This is a genomic window from Stenotrophomonas sp. 05L414_2 (genome assembly GCF_056397905.1).
Window position 1 is genome coordinate 40,118 of sequence record NZ_JBFTOJ010000008.1, and the last position, 17,341, is coordinate 57,458.

11 protein-coding genes are annotated in these 17,341 nt (G+C 66.9%); all 11 read left to right on the forward strand.

The features are described from left to right. Positions 1-2: 2 nt before the first annotated feature. Positions 3-2,216, forward strand: a complete 2,214-nt coding sequence (gspD, locus tag AC1DJN_RS02385) for a type II secretion system secretin GspD (RefSeq protein WP_099782787.1) — start codon at positions 3-5, stop codon at positions 2,214-2,216. 438 nt (positions 2,217-2,654) lie between these two features. Then, positions 2,655-3,509 (forward strand): glycosyltransferase family 2 protein, encoded by an 855-nt coding sequence (locus AC1DJN_RS02390; protein WP_313444879.1) that lies wholly within the window; start codon positions 2,655-2,657, stop codon positions 3,507-3,509. Further along, positions 3,506-4,345, forward strand: coding sequence for a glycosyltransferase family 2 protein (locus AC1DJN_RS02395; protein WP_099782791.1), 840 nt, complete (start codon positions 3,506-3,508; stop codon positions 4,343-4,345). Before AC1DJN_RS02390 ends, AC1DJN_RS02395 begins: the two co-directional genes overlap by 4 nt. Before the next feature lie 109 nt (positions 4,346-4,454). After that, positions 4,455-5,651, forward strand: a complete 1,197-nt coding sequence (gene pncB, locus AC1DJN_RS02400) for a nicotinate phosphoribosyltransferase (RefSeq protein WP_032978918.1) — start codon at positions 4,455-4,457, stop codon at positions 5,649-5,651. Between the two features lie 135 nt (positions 5,652-5,786). Next, positions 5,787-6,971 carry a non-hydrolyzing UDP-N-acetylglucosamine 2-epimerase gene (gene wecB, locus AC1DJN_RS02405; RefSeq protein ID WP_032978922.1) on the forward strand — a complete coding sequence of 395 codons (1,185 nt, stop codon included), beginning with the start codon at positions 5,787-5,789 and terminating at the stop codon, positions 6,969-6,971. After that, a complete protein-coding gene (locus AC1DJN_RS02410; protein ID WP_282280462.1) occupies positions 6,968-9,169 on the forward strand; it encodes a hypothetical protein in 2,202 nt (733 codons plus the stop codon). Before wecB ends, AC1DJN_RS02410 begins: the two co-directional genes overlap by 4 nt. 6 nt (positions 9,170-9,175) lie before the next feature. Next, on the forward strand, positions 9,176-11,323 hold the full coding sequence (locus AC1DJN_RS02415) for a glycosyl transferase family protein (RefSeq protein ID WP_032978927.1): 2,148 nt from the start codon (positions 9,176-9,178) through the stop codon (positions 11,321-11,323). Further along, positions 11,320-14,139 (forward strand): NfrA family protein, encoded by a 2,820-nt coding sequence (locus tag AC1DJN_RS02420; RefSeq protein ID WP_442251749.1) that lies wholly within the window; start codon positions 11,320-11,322, stop codon positions 14,137-14,139. Before AC1DJN_RS02415 ends, AC1DJN_RS02420 begins: the two co-directional genes overlap by 4 nt. Positions 14,140-14,160: 21 nt before the next feature. After that, positions 14,161-15,201: an alginate O-acetyltransferase AlgX-related protein gene (locus tag AC1DJN_RS02425; RefSeq protein ID WP_442251750.1), complete on the forward strand. Its 1,041-nt coding sequence runs from the start codon at positions 14,161-14,163 to the stop codon at positions 15,199-15,201. A 4-nt stretch (positions 15,202-15,205) separates the two neighbouring features. After that, positions 15,206-16,330: an alginate O-acetyltransferase AlgX-related protein gene (locus AC1DJN_RS02430; RefSeq protein WP_442251751.1), complete on the forward strand. Its 1,125-nt coding sequence runs from the start codon at positions 15,206-15,208 to the stop codon at positions 16,328-16,330. A 13-nt stretch (positions 16,331-16,343) separates the two neighbouring features. Beyond that, a partial coding sequence (locus AC1DJN_RS02435; protein ID WP_478038739.1) for an MBOAT family O-acyltransferase occupies positions 16,344-17,341 on the forward strand: 998 nt, incomplete at its 3' end.

A 17,341-nucleotide genomic window follows, 5' to 3' on the forward strand; every position in this document is an offset into this window, starting at 1 on the left:
GCATGAATCTGCGTTTTCTTCCCTGGTCCTTCGCCCTGACGCTGCTGGTCGGCTGCAGCACCGTGTCGGCCCCGCATGTGCAACGCAACGGCAACCTGCAGCCCTCGGCCAGTGCCGGCCAGGCTGCCGTCGATGCGCAGACCGAAGCGGCCGATCAAGCCCAGGGGGCGCCGCAGGCGGTGATCCGCCGTGGCACCGGCACCATGATCAACCGCGAAGCCGCACGCAAGCCGTCGCCCGCGCTGCATGCGGCCAGCTCCGGTGAGGCGACCTTCAACTTTGAAGGCGAGTCGGTGCACGCGGTGGTCAAGGCCATCCTCGGGGACATGCTCGGCCAGAACTACGTGATCGCCCCGGGGGTGCAGGGCACGGTGACGCTGGCCACGCCCAAGCCGGTATCGCCGGCACAGGCACTGAACCTGCTGGAGATGGTGCTGGGCTGGAACAACGCCCGCATGGTCTACAGCGGTGGCCGCTACAACATCGTCGCCGCCGACCAGGCACTGGCCGGCACCGTGGCGCCGAGCACCGCGCCGGCCTCCAGCGCACGCGGTTTTGAAGTGCGCGTGGTGCCGCTGCAGTTCATTTCCGCCACCGAGATGAAGAAGGTGCTGGAGCCCTATGCGCGGCCCAATGCCATCGTCAACGTCGACAGCGGCCGCAACGTGATCACCCTCGGCGGTACGCGTGCGGAACTGGAGAACTACCTGCATACCGTCGAGATCTTCGACGTCGACTGGCTTTCGGGCATGTCGGTGGGTGTATTCCCGATCCAGTCCGGCAAGGCCGAGCAGGTCGCGGCGGATCTGGAGAAGGTCTTCGGCGAAGAGAGCAAGACGCCCAGCGCCGGCATGTTCCGTTTCCTGCCGCTGGAAAACGCCAATGCAGTGCTGGTGATCACCCCGCAGGTGCGCTACCTGGACCAGATCCAGCAGTGGCTGGACCGCATCGATACCGCCGGCGGCAGCGCGCGCCTGTTCTCGCATGAACTGCGATACATCAAGGCACGCGACCTGGCCGAACGCCTCAGCGAAGCCTTTGCCAGCAGCGGCAACCGCGGCGGCTCCGGCTCGGCATCGCTGGCGCCGGGTGCCATTCCGTCGCAGCTGGGCAGCGAGGGCGACCGCGGTATGGACGCGGGCAACAGCAGCAGTTTCAACAACCAGGTCGGTAGCGGCAGCAGCAGTGGTAGTGGCAGCAGCGCCGGCAGCCTGAACCTGCCGCAGCGCCAGTCGGGCAACGTCAGCATCAGCCTGGAAGTGGAAGGCGATCGTGTCGGCGTATCGGCGGTGGAGGAAACCAACACGCTGCTGGTGCGTTCGACACCGCAGGCCTGGCGCTCGATCCGCGAGGTGATCGAAAAGCTGGACGTGATGCCGCTGCAGGTACACATCGAAGCACAGGTGGCCGAAGTCGGGCTGACCGGCGACCTGAAGTACGGCGTCAACTGGTTCTTCGACAATGCCGTGGCGGGGCGCGCGCTGACCGGCGCGCTGTCCGGGTTGACCCTGCCAGCAGCGGCCGGCGGCTCCTGGAACACCTTCGCCGGTGCGGTGACCGGCACCGATGGCGCCGGCTGGGCGTTCACCGGGCACAACGGTGCAGCCGTGGTCAGTGCGCTGGACAAGGTCACCGACGTGCGCCTGCTGCAGACGCCCTCGGTGTTCGTGCGCAACAACGCCGAAGCCACCCTCAACGTGGGCGACAAGGTGCCGATCAACACCACCACGGTCAACACCGGCATCGGCACCAGCAGCTACAGCTCGGTGCAGTACATCGACACCGGCGTGATCCTCAAGGTGCGCCCGCGCGTAACCCGTGACGGTACGGTGTTCCTGGATATCGTGCAGGAGATCAGCAGCGCATCGGACGTGCCGGAGAACTGCAATCCGCAGGAGCGCAACTGCAATCCGCGCATCTCCACCAAGAAGCTGGCCACCGAGGCGGCGGTGCAGAGCGGGGACACCATCATGCTGGCCGGCCTGATCACCGATTCGGCCACCGATGGCAGCAGCGGCATTCCCGGCCTGAGCCGGATTCCGGTACTGGGCGCGCTGTTCGGCCAGAAGAGCCGCACCAGCCGTCGTTCGGAAGTGATCGTGCTGCTGACCCCGACCATCGTCCGCAACGGCCAGGAAGCCCGCACCCTGACCGACGAGTACAGCCAGCGCTTCCGCGCGATGGAACCGCTGAACCAGCCGCGCGCAAAGAAGTAAGGGGGGGAGGGCAGGCCTGCGCCCGGGTAACACGCCATCGCATGCGCGCTGTCGCTCCCACGCTTCGCTGCGCGAACCGTGGGCCCCGCTTACCAGCTTCCAGACCCCCGCCGCTTTGCGGCCGCCCCCTGACTCAGGGGGCTCTGCCCCAGACGCGACGTCGTGACCGGTAGATCCACGCCATGCGTGGATGCTCCTCGTCTCAATGTCGAAATATTCGATTTCGATGAAGATTCATCCACGCATGGCGTGGATCTACTGGCCACCGGGGAACTGTCGAAGGCGGGGTGGGTCCGGTGGCGGGGGTGTCCGCGGCATGGATGCCGCGGCCAAGCCTCCAGGGATGGATTCACGGTGCGGCCTCTGCGGGTGCCGGGTGCAACCCGGCCGACACCCACCCGATGCTACGCTGTGGCCACCGACAACCACGGAGGCGGGATGGGGGCGATCGTGTTGTTGCCGCTGGGCGTGGACGACGCGGTACTTGACCGCTGCCTGGCCGCGCTTGATGCCGGTACCGCAGCGGGGACATCGATCTGGCTGGCCGATGACGCACAGGCTGGGCCACGTGCACAGGCGGTGGTCGAACACTGGCTGGCACATACGCCGTTGCAGGCCGAATACACCCGCCGCGCGCGGCCGCTGGGCGAGGTTGCCCACCTGGACGAAATGCTGCGTGCCTGCGATGGCCTGGACGTGGCGGTGCTGGCCCCGGACAGCGTACCTGCGCCGGGATGGCTGCAGCAGCTGCAGGCCACGTTTGCACGCGACGCGGCCATTGCCACGGCCACGCCGTGGTGCAACGTGGGCGAAACCGCGGCGTGGCCGCGCTTGGGCGAGCTCAACCCCGAACCGGGCGACCCGGCGCTGTTGGCACATGTCTGCGCCGCACTGCCGAACCTGCATCCTGAACTCCCTTCGGCGGTCACCCACGCCGTGCTGGTTCGCGCCAATGCTCGGCGGCGCGCCGGTGGCCTGGATACAGAAAGCTACCTGGGCTGGAACGCGGCGCTGGTCGATCTGAGCCTGCGCATGGCTGGTCTCGGTTGGCGCAACGTGTTGTGCGAAAACGCCTTCGTCAGCCGTGCCAGTGAAGCGCCCAGCCGCGACGGCGATCTGGAAGCACTGGCCGCGCGCTGGCCGGGCTGGGTACCGCGGCTGGCTGACTTCCTGATGCACGACCCGCTGCACACGCTGCGCCAGGACCTGCAGCACGGCCTGCAGCAGGCGATAATGCCGCGCGGGCAGGGCGACCTGTTCGTCCCGCCATCACCGTTGGAGCCGCCTGTTTGAATTCCGCCATTGCCGCCATCGTCGTCACCTACCAGAGCGGCAGTACCATCGATGCCTGCCTGTCGCGGCTGCGCCAGGCGCAGGACGTAGCCGAGATCCGGGTGGTCGACAATGGATCGCTGGATGACACCCTGGAAGTCGTGCAGCGCCACGCCAGCCATGATCCGCGTGTACGTTTCATCGCCAACCCGGACAACCCCGGTTTTGCCGCAGCCAACAACCAGGGCGTTGCCGATTCACGCAGCCCGTGGCTGGCCTTCATCAACCCCGACCTGATGGTCGAAGTCGATACGCTCGCCGCACTGCGAGACCGCGCCGGTGCGGTGGGCGACAGTCTGCTGGGGGTGGAGCAGGTGGACGAGCAGGGCCAGGCCGATGAAGCGGTACGGCGCCGTGATCCGGACTTCCTTGCCATGCTGCGCTCGCCCGGTCGTGGCGCGCGGTTGGCCATTGCCCGCGACCCGGCGCAGCCGTTGCAGCAGGTGCCGGCGTTGTCCGGTGCGCTGCTGCTGATGCCCCGCGCCCTGTTTGATCGCATCGGCGGCTGGGATGCCGGCTACCGGCTGCACGCCGAAGACCTCGACCTGTGCCGCCGCGTGCGTGAGGCCGGTGGCGTGGTTGCCATCGCCAACGACCTGAAGGTGACCCACGTGCGCGGGGTGTCCAGCCGCTCGCGCCCGTTCTTCGTTGAATGGCACAAGCACCGCGGGCTATGGCGCTATTTCAGCAAGTTCGAAGCGCCGCAGCGGTCGTTGCCGGTGCGGGTGGCGGTGTGGGGGGCGATCTGGGCCCATGCACTGGTGCAGGTGCCGAGGTTGCTGCGCAGGTCGCTGTAGCGCGCTGCCACAGGATCATCCACGCATGGCGTGGATCGACTGCAGAGCGCGTGAGGGCGCCACCTCCAGCACGGACCCCGGTTCACCCGAACGGGCGCATAATTCCCCCATGCCTATCATCCAGTCCCTGCTCGACACCGACCTGTACAAGTTCACCATGATGCAGGCGGTGCTGCACCAGCACCCCGGCGCGCAGGTTCAATACCGTTTCAAATGCCGCACCCCCGGTATCGAGCTGGCCCGCTACATCGACCAGATCGATGAGGAGATCGACCACCTGTGCAGCCTGCGCTTCAGCAATGAAGAGCTGGATTACATGCGTGGCCTGCGCTTTGTGAAGCCCGATTTCGCCGACTTCCTCGGCCTGTTCCACCTGGACCGCAAATACATCCAGCTGCGCGCGTCGAAGACGGTGCCCGGCGAGATCGAACTGGACATCACCGGTCCATGGCTGCACACGATCCTGTTCGAAGTGCCGCTGCTGGCGATCATCAACGAAGTGTGGTTCCGCAACACCACCACGGCGGATTTCGCCGAAGGCGAACGCCGCCTGCAGGCCAAGGCCGCGCTGCTGCGCGATACCCCTGGTTTCGAGCAGTGCCGCATCGCCGACTATGGCAGCCGCCGCCGCTACTCGCGCGATTGGCATGCCCGCCTGCTGCCGCTGCTGCGCGATGCGCTGGGCCCACAGCTGGTCGGCACCAGCAACGTGCACTTCGCGCGCCTGTACGGCATGACGCCGCACGGCACCATGGCCCACGAGTACCTGCAGGCGTTCCAGGCACTGGGCCCGCGCCTGCGCGATTCGCAGGTGGCGGCGCTGGAGTCGTGGGCGCGCGAGTACCGCGGCGACCTTGGCATCGCCCTGTCCGACGTGGTCGGGCTGGATGCGTTCCTGCGCGACTTCGACATGTATTTCTGCAAGCTGTTCGACGGCGTGCGCCATGATTCCGGCGACCCGTTCGACTGGGGCGACCGCATGCTGGCCCACTTCCAGCTGCGCCGCGTCGACCCGCGCAGCAAGGTACTGGTGTTCAGCGATGGGCTCGACATCACCAAGGTGATGCGCCTGTACGACTACTTCCGTGGCCGCTGCCAGGTGGCGTTCGGCGTGGGCACCCACCTGACCAACGATCTGGGGCCGACCCCGCTGAACATCGTCATCAAGATGGTCCGCTGCAACGGCCAGCCGGTGGCCAAGCTCAGTGACTCGCCGGGCAAGAGCATGTGCGATGACCCGGGCTACCTGTCCTACCTGCGGCAAGTGTTCGAACTGCCTCCTGAAACGGGCCCTAGCGTCACATAGTGACGCTCTGCGTCAGTTGCTTCATCCGGCTTGCTGCGCGTCTTTGTGATGCGTATCACATTTACGTGGCCGAACTTCACGAGATCGCTTACGATCCGCGTACAGGATGTTTGCAGGTCTTGAGGGAGTTCTGCGGTGAAGGTTCTTTCTGTTTTCGGTACCCGTCCTGAAGCAATCAAGATGGGGCCGCTGGTAAAGGCGCTGGGTGAGGCGCCGGATATCGAATCCATCGTCTGCACCACAGGCCAGCATCGGGCGATGCTGGACCAGGTGATGTCGCTGTTCGAGATCACCGCCGATCACGATCTTGATGTGATGGTTCCCAACCAGACCCTCAACGGCCTGTGCGCCAAGCTGTTCGAGCGCCTGGATGCGTTGTATGCGCAGGTGCGACCCGATCGCGTGCTGGTCCACGGTGATACCACCACGGCGATGACCGCTGCAGTCGCTGCCTTCCATCACCGCATTCCGGTGGGACACGTCGAAGCGGGCCTGCGTACCGGCGACATCACCCGGCCGTGGCCGGAAGAGATGAATCGCCGCGTCATCGATGTCGTCTCTGATTTCCTGTTTGCCCCCACACCAAGTTCCCGCGCCAACCTGGAACGCGAACACCTCGGCGGCCGGATCCTGGTGACCGGAAACACCGTCATCGACGCCCTGCAGCAGACCGTACAGCAGCTCGATCGCGACCCGGCACTGCGCGCCCGCGCCGATGCGCCCTTCCAGATGCTTGATCCCGAGCGTCGCCTGCTGCTGGTCACCGGCCATCGCCGCGAGAGCTTCGGCCAGGGCTTCCTGGACATCTGCCGCGCACTGGCCGAGCTGGCCCAGCGCGAAGACCTGCAGGTGCTCTATCCGGTGCACCTCAACCCCAACGTGCAGGGCCCGGTGAATGCCGAGCTGGGCCATCTGGGCAACGTGCACCTCGTGCCGCCGCAGGATTACCTGAGCTTCGTGCGCCTGATGCAACGCGCCGACGTGATCCTTACCGACTCCGGCGGTGTGCAGGAAGAAGCGCCAGCGCTGGGCAAGCCGGTGCTGGTGATGCGCGATGTAACCGAGCGCCCGGAGGCGGTCGATGCCGGGGTGGTGAAGCTGGTCGGCACGGCGCCGACGCGGATCGTCGATGCCGTCAACGCCGCGTTGCAACAACCATCACATGCAACCCGTTTCGACCCCGACGCCAGTCCTTACGGTGATGGCCGAGCCAGTGCGCGCATCGTGGCGGCCCTGCGCGGACATCCACTGCCCGAATTTGCTACCGGCCACCGCAGTGCCGGCCCCGTTCCCACCCCTCTACAAGAAGTGACGCCATGACCCAGACCGGCCGACGTAGCTTCCTCGTTGTTTCCTCCGTGCTGGCCCTGGCGAGCTCCGCTGCCGCTGGCGCTGCCGACAGCGCTGCCGGCCAGTTCACCGAATGGACCGGGGACAGCACGGTAAGCCGGCAGATGACGCTGCGCCAGCTTGGCTTCCGCCAGCCGCTGGTGCTCAGCGGGCAGGAGAGCCAGCGCGAGGTCTACCTGCCCGTACCTGTGGGCGTGCCGACCCGCGATGCGCAGCTGCAGCTCGATGGCCGCTATGTGCGTGGCCATACCGGGCGCACGTCCGGGCTATGGTCGGTCGATGGCGATCCGATGGCGGCACGTTCGATCACCGATGCGCAGGGCGACGCCAGCCAGCTGCTGGCCATTGACGGCGAGCCCCGCGAGAACGGCTTCGTCCGCGTCGGCGTGGGCTGGTGGTCGATCGTTTCCGACTACCGCTGCGCGGACCAGAGCGCGCCAGCCAACGTGCTGCGGCTGTCGCCGGATTCGCGCTTCAGCTATCGCTTCGATGGACGTGCGGTGGACACCGTGGCCAAGGCCTGGGGCGCACTGCCGCCGCGCGTGCGCCTGCTGGTGGAGGGCAAGGCGCTGCAGGCATCGACCTACGATGCGGCGTGGCGCATCGGTGCAGCATTGCAGACCGGAGGCAAGCAGGTTGACGTGGTCGCGCTGCCCAAGGTCGGTGACAGCGTGGACCTGACCGGCATCAACATTCCCGCCAGCCTGCAGGGCGTGCCTGCCTATGCGGCGCTGGCGGCCGGTGAGCGCGCGCACGCGATCAAGGATCTGGCCGAAGTCGGCGCGCTGTTGTCGCTGCGTGACAGCGGCCCGCTCGCCGCCGATGTGATGATCGGCAGCGATGCGCTGCGCAATGGCGTACGCGCTGCACTGGATGCGCTGGCCGCGCAGGTCGGGGCCAGCGGCGCCGATGCCGCCAGTGCATTCAGCACCTGGCGGGCGGCCGACATGGCGGCATTGGAAAAGCCGGTGACCAATGCCTCGGTGAGCGTGACCACTGTTGCCGGACGGCCGACCCTGGTGGTCGACCCCGCGGCCGGGGGCAAGGTGGCAGGCTTGCTGTCCGAGCAGTGGCGCAACTATGCACTGGGGCGTTCACTGCAGGTCACGCAGGCGGTCGCACCCGCGATGGAAGGGGATCGCGTACTGCTGAGCCGGCTGGGCAACATCGCCGGTACGCAGGACATCGTCACTCGTGGCGATCGCAGCGCCACCTTTGAACTGGGTGCATTGTCGGCCGATGGCCGGTTGCCGGAAGAAGTGGTGCTGGATGTATCGGCTGCGCCCAATGCGGCCGGGCAGGGCGCGGTTGCGACGATCTACTTCAACGACTACCTGCTGGGGGCCAAGGTGCTGTCGGCCGATGGCAAACCGCAGCGGCTGGTTGCCAAGGTACCCACCTACGCGCTGTCGGCCCGCAATGAAGTGCGGGTCAGCTTCCTGCGCCAGCCGGCGCGGCCTTACTGCCATGATCCCGCCACCGCGTTCCCGGTGTCGATCCTGCCCAGCAGCCACCTGAAGCTGGCCAAGCGCACGCTTGGCGCAGACTTCATCGGCGCGGCCAGCCAGCTGGCGCATGCCAATGAAGTGTTCGTGCCGGCTACCTGGCTGCAGGATGCACCGGCCTCGCTGGCCAAGGTCATCGCCATTGCCAGCGCGGTGGGGGCATCGCCGGAAGCGGCCAGCCTCAAGGTAGTGGATGCGGGCGCGGCGATCAGTCCGACCAGGCCTTACCTGGCCTTCGCCCTGGCGCCGTCCGGTGTCTCCTTGGCGGGCCTGAAGAATGGCCAGCTGGTGATTGCCGGCAAGCCGCAGCCGCTGCTCGATCTGAGCGGCCTGCAGCGGGCGGCCGCCGTGCAGGTCGCCTCGGCAGGCGGGCAGATCGGTGTGCTGTACAGCGACCTGGGCACCGAGGGACCGGTGCTGGCTGCGCCGTTCCGGTTGCTGCGGGGTGACCTGGCGGTGATCGATGGCAGCGACGTCGTGCGCGATTTCGACAGCCAGGACCCCTATGGTTCGCGGATCGCCCAGGAAGGCAATCCGCAGTCGAAGTGGGAACAGCACATGGTGTGGCTGCTGCTGCTGGTCGGCGTGGTGGTGTTCGCACTGGCCGCTGCCCGCATTACCCAGGTCCGCCGTCGCCGCAAGTCTGCCAACGTCGGGCATTGACCGGACGTGGACGGTCTGTTCTGGAACATCCAGCTGGCCAACTACTACGCTGCCCTGGAGACAGTGGCAGCGGCGGTGGCCGTGCTGATCCTGATTTCCAGCCTCGATGACCTGTTCATCGACGTCTGGTACTGGGTCCGCGAAAGCTGGCGCACGCTGACGGTCAAGAAGCGCCGTGAGTACAAGCCGCTGACCCAGCAGGACCTGCTGCAGCGGCCGGAACAGCCGCTGGCGATCATGGTGCCGGCGTGGATGGAATACGACGTCATCGCGCAGATGGTGGAGAACATGATCGATGTGCTCGACTATCGCGAGTACATCGTATTCGTCGGGACCTATCCCAACGACCAGCAGACCATCGACGAAGTCGAGCGCATGCGCCGGCGCTACAAGCGTCTGCGCCGCGTGGAAGTGCCGCATGACGGCCCCACCAGCAAGGCCGATTGCCTGAACTGGTTGATCCTGTCGATCTTCGACTACGAAAAGCGCCACGACATGGAGTTCGCCGGCGTCATCCTGCACGACAGTGAAGACGTGCTGCACCCGATGGAACTGCGTTTCTTCAACTACCTGCTGCCACGCAAGGACATGATCCAGTTGCCGGTGACCTCGCTGGACCGCGAGTGGTACGAACTGGTGGCGGGCGTGTACATGGATGAGTTCGCCGAATGGCATGCCAAGGACCTGGTGGTCCGCGAGAGCGTGTCCGGCATGGTGCCGTCGGCGGGCGTGGGCACCTGTTTCTCGCGACGTGCGCTGCTGGCGCTGAGCGAGGCCACCGGCAACCAGCCGTTCAATACAGACAGCCTGACCGAAGACTATGACGTCGGCGCACGGTTGGCGACGATGGGAATGCACTCGATCTTCGCCCGCTTCCCGGTGCAGTTCCTGGTGCGGCGACCGTCCTGGTTCGGCTGGGGGCCGGTGCGTGAGCGCACCCAGCAGATGGCGCTGTGCGTACGCGAGTATTTTCCCGACAACTTCCGTGCGTCCTACCGGCAGAAGGCGCGCTGGGTACTGGGTATCGGCCTGCAGAGCTGGGAAACRCTGGGCTGGCGCGGCTCGCTGGCGACCAAGTACCTGCTGGCGCGCGATCGCAAGGGCATCATCACCTCCTTTGTCAGCATCATCGCCTACCTGATCTTCCTGCAGCTGCTGCTGTTCTGGCTGCTGAAGATGACCGGTGTGTGGAACCTGCAGTACCCCAGCGTGTTCCAGGCGGGCAGCTGGCAGATGAACGTGGCGCTGCTGACCACCGCTGCCCTGGCCACCCGCGTGGTGCAGCGCTTCTACTTCGTCAACCGGCTGTATGGCTGGGAACACGCGTTGATGTCGATCCCACGCATGGTGGTCGGCAACATGGTCAATTTCATGGCCACCGCGCGCGCATGGCGGATGTTCCTGGCCTATCTGTTTTTCGGCAAGCGCATGGTCTGGGACAAGACCATGCATGATTTCCCCGATGCCGCAGCACTGGTGCAGACCCGCAAGCGCCTGGGTGAACTGCTGACCACTTGGCAGGCCGTCGAGCCCGAGCGCCTGGAACAGGCGCTGCAGCAACAGCAAGGCGGGCGCCAGCAGCCTCTGGGCCGGATCCTGTTGTCGCAGGGCTGGCTGGATGATGAAACGCTGGCCGAGGCGATTGCCTTCCAGGGCGACCTGCAGCGTGCGGTGATCGACGTCGATTATCTGGGCCGGGGCGGGTTCCCGGTCAGCGTCGACGCCTGCGTGCAGTGGCGCATGCTGCCGTTGCCGCCCCTGCAGGAAGGTACCCTGCGGCTGGCCGTGGCCAATCCACTGTCGGAGGCCGCACTGGACCTGTTGAAGCAGGAAACCGGCAACGCCCAGGTCGAGCAGAGCATTGCCCGCGAAAGCGAGATCAACGCTGGCCTGCGCATGATCAGTGGCGCCGAGCTTTGGCGCATCGATACCGTGCCGTTGCTGGGCGACCTGCTGGTGGAAATGCGCCTGATCGACCATGCGCATTTCGAGATCGCACTGGATGAGTATAAGCCCCAGCGTGATGGACGCATCGGCGACTACCTGGTCAAGCGGGGCATCGCCACCGAAGACGCCATCGCCCAGGCGATGGAAGAACAACGCCGCCGCGCGGCGATGCTGCAGTCGCCGCCTCCCGGAGTTGCAACGGTATGAAGACCTCGCTGCTGTCCACCGTCATCGCCGTTGCCCTGGCGGCCGCTGCCCCGGCATACGCGCAGGCCGACGTGCCATTGCCGCTGTCCGGGCCCGCCTACCGCATGGCCGAGCAGGCGTTCGCCGCCTACGAGCGTGGCGATTACAGCACGGCCCTGAGACAGGCCGGCGAAGCATCGCGGCTGCGGCCGGATGTGGTGCGCCTGCGGTTGCTGCAGATCTATTCGCTGCAGAAGCTCGGTCGCAGTGATGAGGCACGCCAGCAGGCGCGGCGTGCGCTGGATGCGGGGCTGAAGGATCCGGCATTACCGGGGCTGGCCACCGCGCCGGCGGCCGCTGCTGCCAGCGGCGGTGGTACCCGCGCCGTGCCGGCGGCACGACAGACGCCGGCTGAGCGCGCTTACCAGCAGGCATTCGCCATCGCGACCGAAGCCTATACCGCCTACAACAACGACCAGATGGTGGTGGCCGCCAGCAAGGCCGAACAGGCCTTCCGTCAGCAGCCGCAGCAGGGCGCATGGGCGATGCTGTGGGTCGCCTCGCTGGAAGCGCAGCAGCAGTTGGAGCAGGCCGACGCTGCGGCGGCTACAGCACTGCAGCTGGGCGCACCGAATGTGGCAGATCTACGCGCCAAGCGCGTGGCATTGGGCCGTCAGCGTGCAGTGAAACCGGCACAGGAAGGCTACCAGGCGCTGATATCGCAGGATTTCCGGGCCGCCGTCGGGTTCGCCCGCGAAGCGGTGGCACGTGCGCCCGACGTCGCCTCGCACCGCCTGCTGCTGATGACCACGCAGTTGCTCGATGGGCAGCTGGCAGAAGCCGAGCGCACCGCCGACCAGGCCCTGGACAACGATGCCGACGATACCGTCGCCCTGGTGATGCGGGCCTATCTGCGCCAGCGCCAGGGCAACACTGCCCAGGCCAACGCCGATTTCGACGCGGCCCTGCAGCAGGACTGGCTCGATGACCAGCAGCGCCGAAACGTGCGCCTGCTGGCGGTGGACGCCGCGGTGGCTGCCGGTGATCGCAACCGTGCCACCGCGCTGCTGGCGCCGCTGCAGGCCGATCCCCTGGACGACGTAGACGCGTCCTCACGGCAGGGCATCCGCGAGGCGGTGACCCAGCGCGAAAAGGCGATCCGTGGCGCACGCGCCGGCCAGACCCTGACGCTGCAGTCCTATCCGGCGCCGTTCCAGCAGTGCCGCGATACGCCTTACGGTACCCAGTGCGAACTGATGCCCGCCGATCTGCAGGGCGAAGTCGGCCCGGCACAGCGCGCCTATGCGGCCTATGGCCGGCAGGATTACCAGCAGGCCATCAGCGAAGCGCGCCAGGCCGTGCAGGAAACTCCGGACAGTGCGACCTTGCAAGGGCTGCTGACCACGGCCCTGGCCGCCGGCAACCGCAGCCAGCAGGGCGAGGCGCGCCAGCGCCTGGACAGCGCGCTGGCCACCCACCCCGATGATGCGGGCCTGCTGATGCAGCGTGGCTACCTCCATCAGGCGGCGCGCGAACCGGCGCTGGCGCTGGCTGACTTCCGAGCCGCCGAGGCCACCGGCAAGGCGCCCAAGACGGTGATGATGGACCAGGCCTATGCCAGTGCCGCCAGCGGCGATCACCGCCAGGCCGTGACCCTGCTGCGCGGCGCGATCGACGCTGCCGACGCCGGCCAGCTGCCACTGGACAAGGCGCAGCGCTACAACACGCGCAGTGCCATCGCCGGCTACTCGCGCGACTGGGGCGTGACCGCCTCGGCCGGCTACCGTGGGTCGCGCCAGGCGGCCACCAACCTGGGCGGGGCATCGATCAGCACGCCCGGCGCTTCGGTGTTCAGCACCCTGGAAGCCTTCTGGCGGCCGCAGGCCACCAACAACCAGCACGGCACGCTGGAAGCCTACGCGCGCATCGCCAATACCTTGTACGACGAAGGCGGTACGTTCGAATCGTTGCTGTTCACCGACCCCTGCACCGGGCAGGCGACGCCGGACAACCGTGAACGTGCCGAGCGCCTCAGCCGTTCGCGTTCGATCGCCGGCTGGCCGTCCACCGTCGGTTCGTTCGGCGTGCGCTATGCCTTCGGCCAGACCGGCCTCAGCGTCGGCCTGGAACGCCGCCAGTTCCTCGGCAGCGCGACCCGGCGCGGCGGCATCTATGCCGACTCCGCCGCCATGCGCTGCCAGATCCAGATCGAATCCGAACGCCCGCTGCAGGCCAACCTGCTGGCCCGTTACCGGCTCAACGACAGCGCCGGTGGCTGGATGACCTACGCCACCTACGGGTTCTACAACGGCACCGGCGTGCGCACCGACGTCAGCCAGTGGTGGACGGTCAGTGGCTATGCCCAGGCCGGCCTGAGCTGGGATGACAACCGCGCCCACTTCACCGTCGATGCGCTCGATGCCAACGGCGCCCCGTCCCAGCGCGTAAGCGAATCCAACGGCCGCCTGCGTCGCCAGCAGGCCTTTGCCGCAGCCGAACTTCGCGCCGGGCGCAACTATCGCTTCGGTGCCGACCAGACCCGTTGGCTGGTCACCCCGTACCTGGTGCTGGGTGCGGACTGGCAGGATCAGCGCTCGCGGGTGCGCGGCATCGACTATCCCGGCATCGGGCCGCAGTCGTTCAACCTGTCCGACACCCAGCGCAGCTGGTCGCTCGGGGCCGGTCCTGGCGTCGGCGTCCGTTACTGGTTCCGCGAAGATCACTACAACGCGGCGCGCTCCTACCTGGACCTGTCGGTGTCCTACCGCTTCGCCATCGGCGGCGGCGATACCCAGCGGGCCAAGGGACTGTTCGCCACTGCCACCCTTTACTACTGATGCTGCATGAAGGATCTGCCGATGAAATCAGTTTTCTCTGCAACGCTCCGCGTACCGTCCGCACGTAGACCGCGCTTGCTGCTGCTGGCCGCCGTGTGCGCGCTGGCCGCTGCCGGTCCCCTGCAGGCGCAGGCACCTGCCGCGCCCGTTGCCGCGGCCAATCAAGACTCGTCCATCGTGCTGACCGGCAAGGATGGCTGGCTGTTCCCGGCCTGGGGCAGCCTGACCGAGGTCGATAGTGCCGCCGTCGCCCGCAACACGGCGCTGATCGCCGAGGCGCAGCGCACGCTGGCCGCCGCCGGGGTCAAGCTGCAGGTGCTGGTGCTGCCGGACAAGGCCCTGTTCTATGAAGACAAGCTGCCCGACGGCAAGCGGCTGGGCGATGCGGTGCGTGGCCGCTATGCGTTGGAACTGGAGGGGTTGGTCAATGCGCACGTGCCGGCTGTCGATGCGTTGCAGGCGATGCGGCAGGTCAAGCAGGGCGGCCAGGAGGTGTTCTATCGCAGCGATCAGCACTGGACCCAGCCGGCCGCCGACGCAGTGGCCGCTGCCGTCGCCGCGAAGGTGAAAGAGCAGGTGCCGACCCTGGCCGGGCAGGCCGGCAGCGGCATGCCGCTGGGCAGCGAGATCAAGGAACGCCGCTTCGGCGATCTGGCCGAGCTGTTCCTTACCGATGAACAGCGCAGGGCGATCGGCCGCGATACCTTCACCGTGCGCCGCCAGGCCGAACAGCAGTCGCTGCTGGATGATGCACCGGCGCCGGTGCACGTGACCGGCCACAGCATGGTGCAGCCGTATTTCGGTTTCCCGCAGAAGCTGTCCAACCTGATCGACCGCCCGGTATCGGTGAACTGGAAGCCCGGCAACGTCGGCCACTGGGTGATGCTGCTGGAGTACCTGGAATCACCCGCGTTCAAGCAGAACAAGCCGCAGGTGCTGGTCTGGCAGATGTTCGAACCGTCCTACCCGCAGGGCCCGGATGCACGTGGCCAGTGGGACAACGCCTCGATCATGACCCCCGAACAATGGAAGGTACGCCTGCACAAGGCGCTGGGGCAGTGATCCGATGAATGCCCGTCCCGGGGCGCCCGCGCCCCTGCCACCTGCTGCCCCACCGCGTGCCCATCGGCTGACCGCCGTGGTGGTATCGGCATTGCTGCTGATCGGCGTCTGCGCCGGTGCCTGGATGCTGGCCAACGCCAAGCTGCCGGCCGAGAAACTGCTGCCCTCGCGCTGGGCAGATGGCGAAGCCGGGCAGGCGATCAACCAGGCCCTGCGGCTGCCGATCCAGGCCCAGGGCGACCTGCTGGGGGCCGCCGTGCGCTATCGCCTGCTGGGCGATCTTGGCGAGCAGGTGGCGCTGGGGTGCCCGGACTGGCTGTTCTACCGCGATGGCCTGCGTCCGCAGCCGGGTGCCGGTGCCAAGGTATTCAACGATCGCGTGCGCCTGATGCAGCACTGGTCGCAGCAGTTGCAGGCCACCGGTGCGAAGCTGCTGGTAGTGGTGGTGCCGGACAAGTCGCGCATCGAGCAGGCGCACACCTGTGGCCTGCGCTATTCCGAACCGATGCGTGCGCGCTACGGGCAGTGGCAGCAGGCGCTGGCGGCGGCGAAGGTACCCAGTGTCGATCTGCTGCCGGTGTTGTCCGGGCAGGACGCGCCGGTGTTCTTCCGCACCGACGTGCACATGAACCGCATCGGCGCGCAGCGTGCCGCCGACGCGGTGAGCGCGGTGGCACTGCCGTTGCTGGGCGGGCAGGGCAGCCAGGCATTCGAGGTCGGAGCGCCGGGCACGCCCAAGCCACGCATGGGCGACCTGATCGTGCTGGCAGGCCTGGAACACGCGCCGCCATCATGGCGGCCGCCGTTGGACCTGGAGCCGGAGCAGGTCATCACGCCGCTGCGCAGCGGTGGACTGCTGGACGACACCCCGCCGGTGGAGGTGCTGCTGCTGGGCAGCTCCAACGGCCGCCGCAGCCTGTTCGCAGAACGCCTGGGCCATGGCCTGGGGCGCGAAGTGTGGAACCAGAGCATGGACGGCGGCCAGTTTTCCGGCGCACTGCTGGCGGCGCTGCCGCAGCAGTCGACGTGGCCACCCACCGTGAAACTGGTGATCTGGGAATTTTCCGAAATGGCCCTGTCCCTGCCGCTGACCGAAGGCGAGCAGAAGGCATTGGCCGGTATCGACTGAGCGCCGACCGACCATGCTGTTCAACTCTTTCCTGTTCCTGCTGATTTTCCTGCCGATCGCGCTGGGCGTGCACTACCTGCTGGGCGCGCTGAGGCCACGGCTGGCCGCGCTGTGGCTGTGCGTGGCCTCCATCGTGTTCTACGGCTGGTGGAATCCGCAGTTCGTGATCCTGCTGGCCGGCTCGATCATCTTCAACTACCTGGTCAGCCTGGTGATCCTGTCGCTGGCCAAGCGTCCCCGGTTGCAGCTGCTGGCCACCGCGCTGGGCGTGGCCGCCGACATCCTGCTGCTGGTGCATTACAAGTACTTCGCGGCAATGGTGAACTTCGTCCACGACATCGGCTTCAACGTCGGCCCGATGGACACGCTGATCCTGCCGCTGGGCATTTCCTTCTTCACCTTCACCCAGATCGGCTACCTGCTGGACTGCCGTGCCGGCGTGGTCAACGACCGCAGCCCGCTCAGCTATGTCCTGTTCGTGACCTTCTTCCCGCACCTGATTGCCGGCCCGATCCTCCACCACAAGGAGATGATGCCGCAGTTCAGCAAGCGCGAGACCTATCGTTTCCAGGCCGAGAACCTGTCCATCGGCGGCATGCTGTTCGTCATCGGCCTGGCCAAGAAGGTCCTGCTCGCCGACAGCATCGCGCCGTATGCCGATGCCGGTTTCGCCTCCACCGGTGATGTGCAGTTCTGGGGCGCATGGGCCACTGCGCTCAGCTATGCGCTGCAGCTGTACTTCGATTTTTCCGGTTATTCGGACATGGCGCTGGGCCTGGCCCGCATGTTCGGCATCCGCTTCCCGCTGAACTTCAATTCGCCGTACAAGGCCACCAGCATCATCGACTTCTGGGCGCGCTGGCACATGACGCTCACCCGTTACATCACCGCCTACCTGTACTACAGCTTCCCGGCGCTCGCCAAGGCAGCCCTGCCGCTGCTGTCGGACAAGGCATCGCTGCTGACGCTGTCGTATCTGGGCGCCGAGCGCGTGGTGCCCAACTACAACAC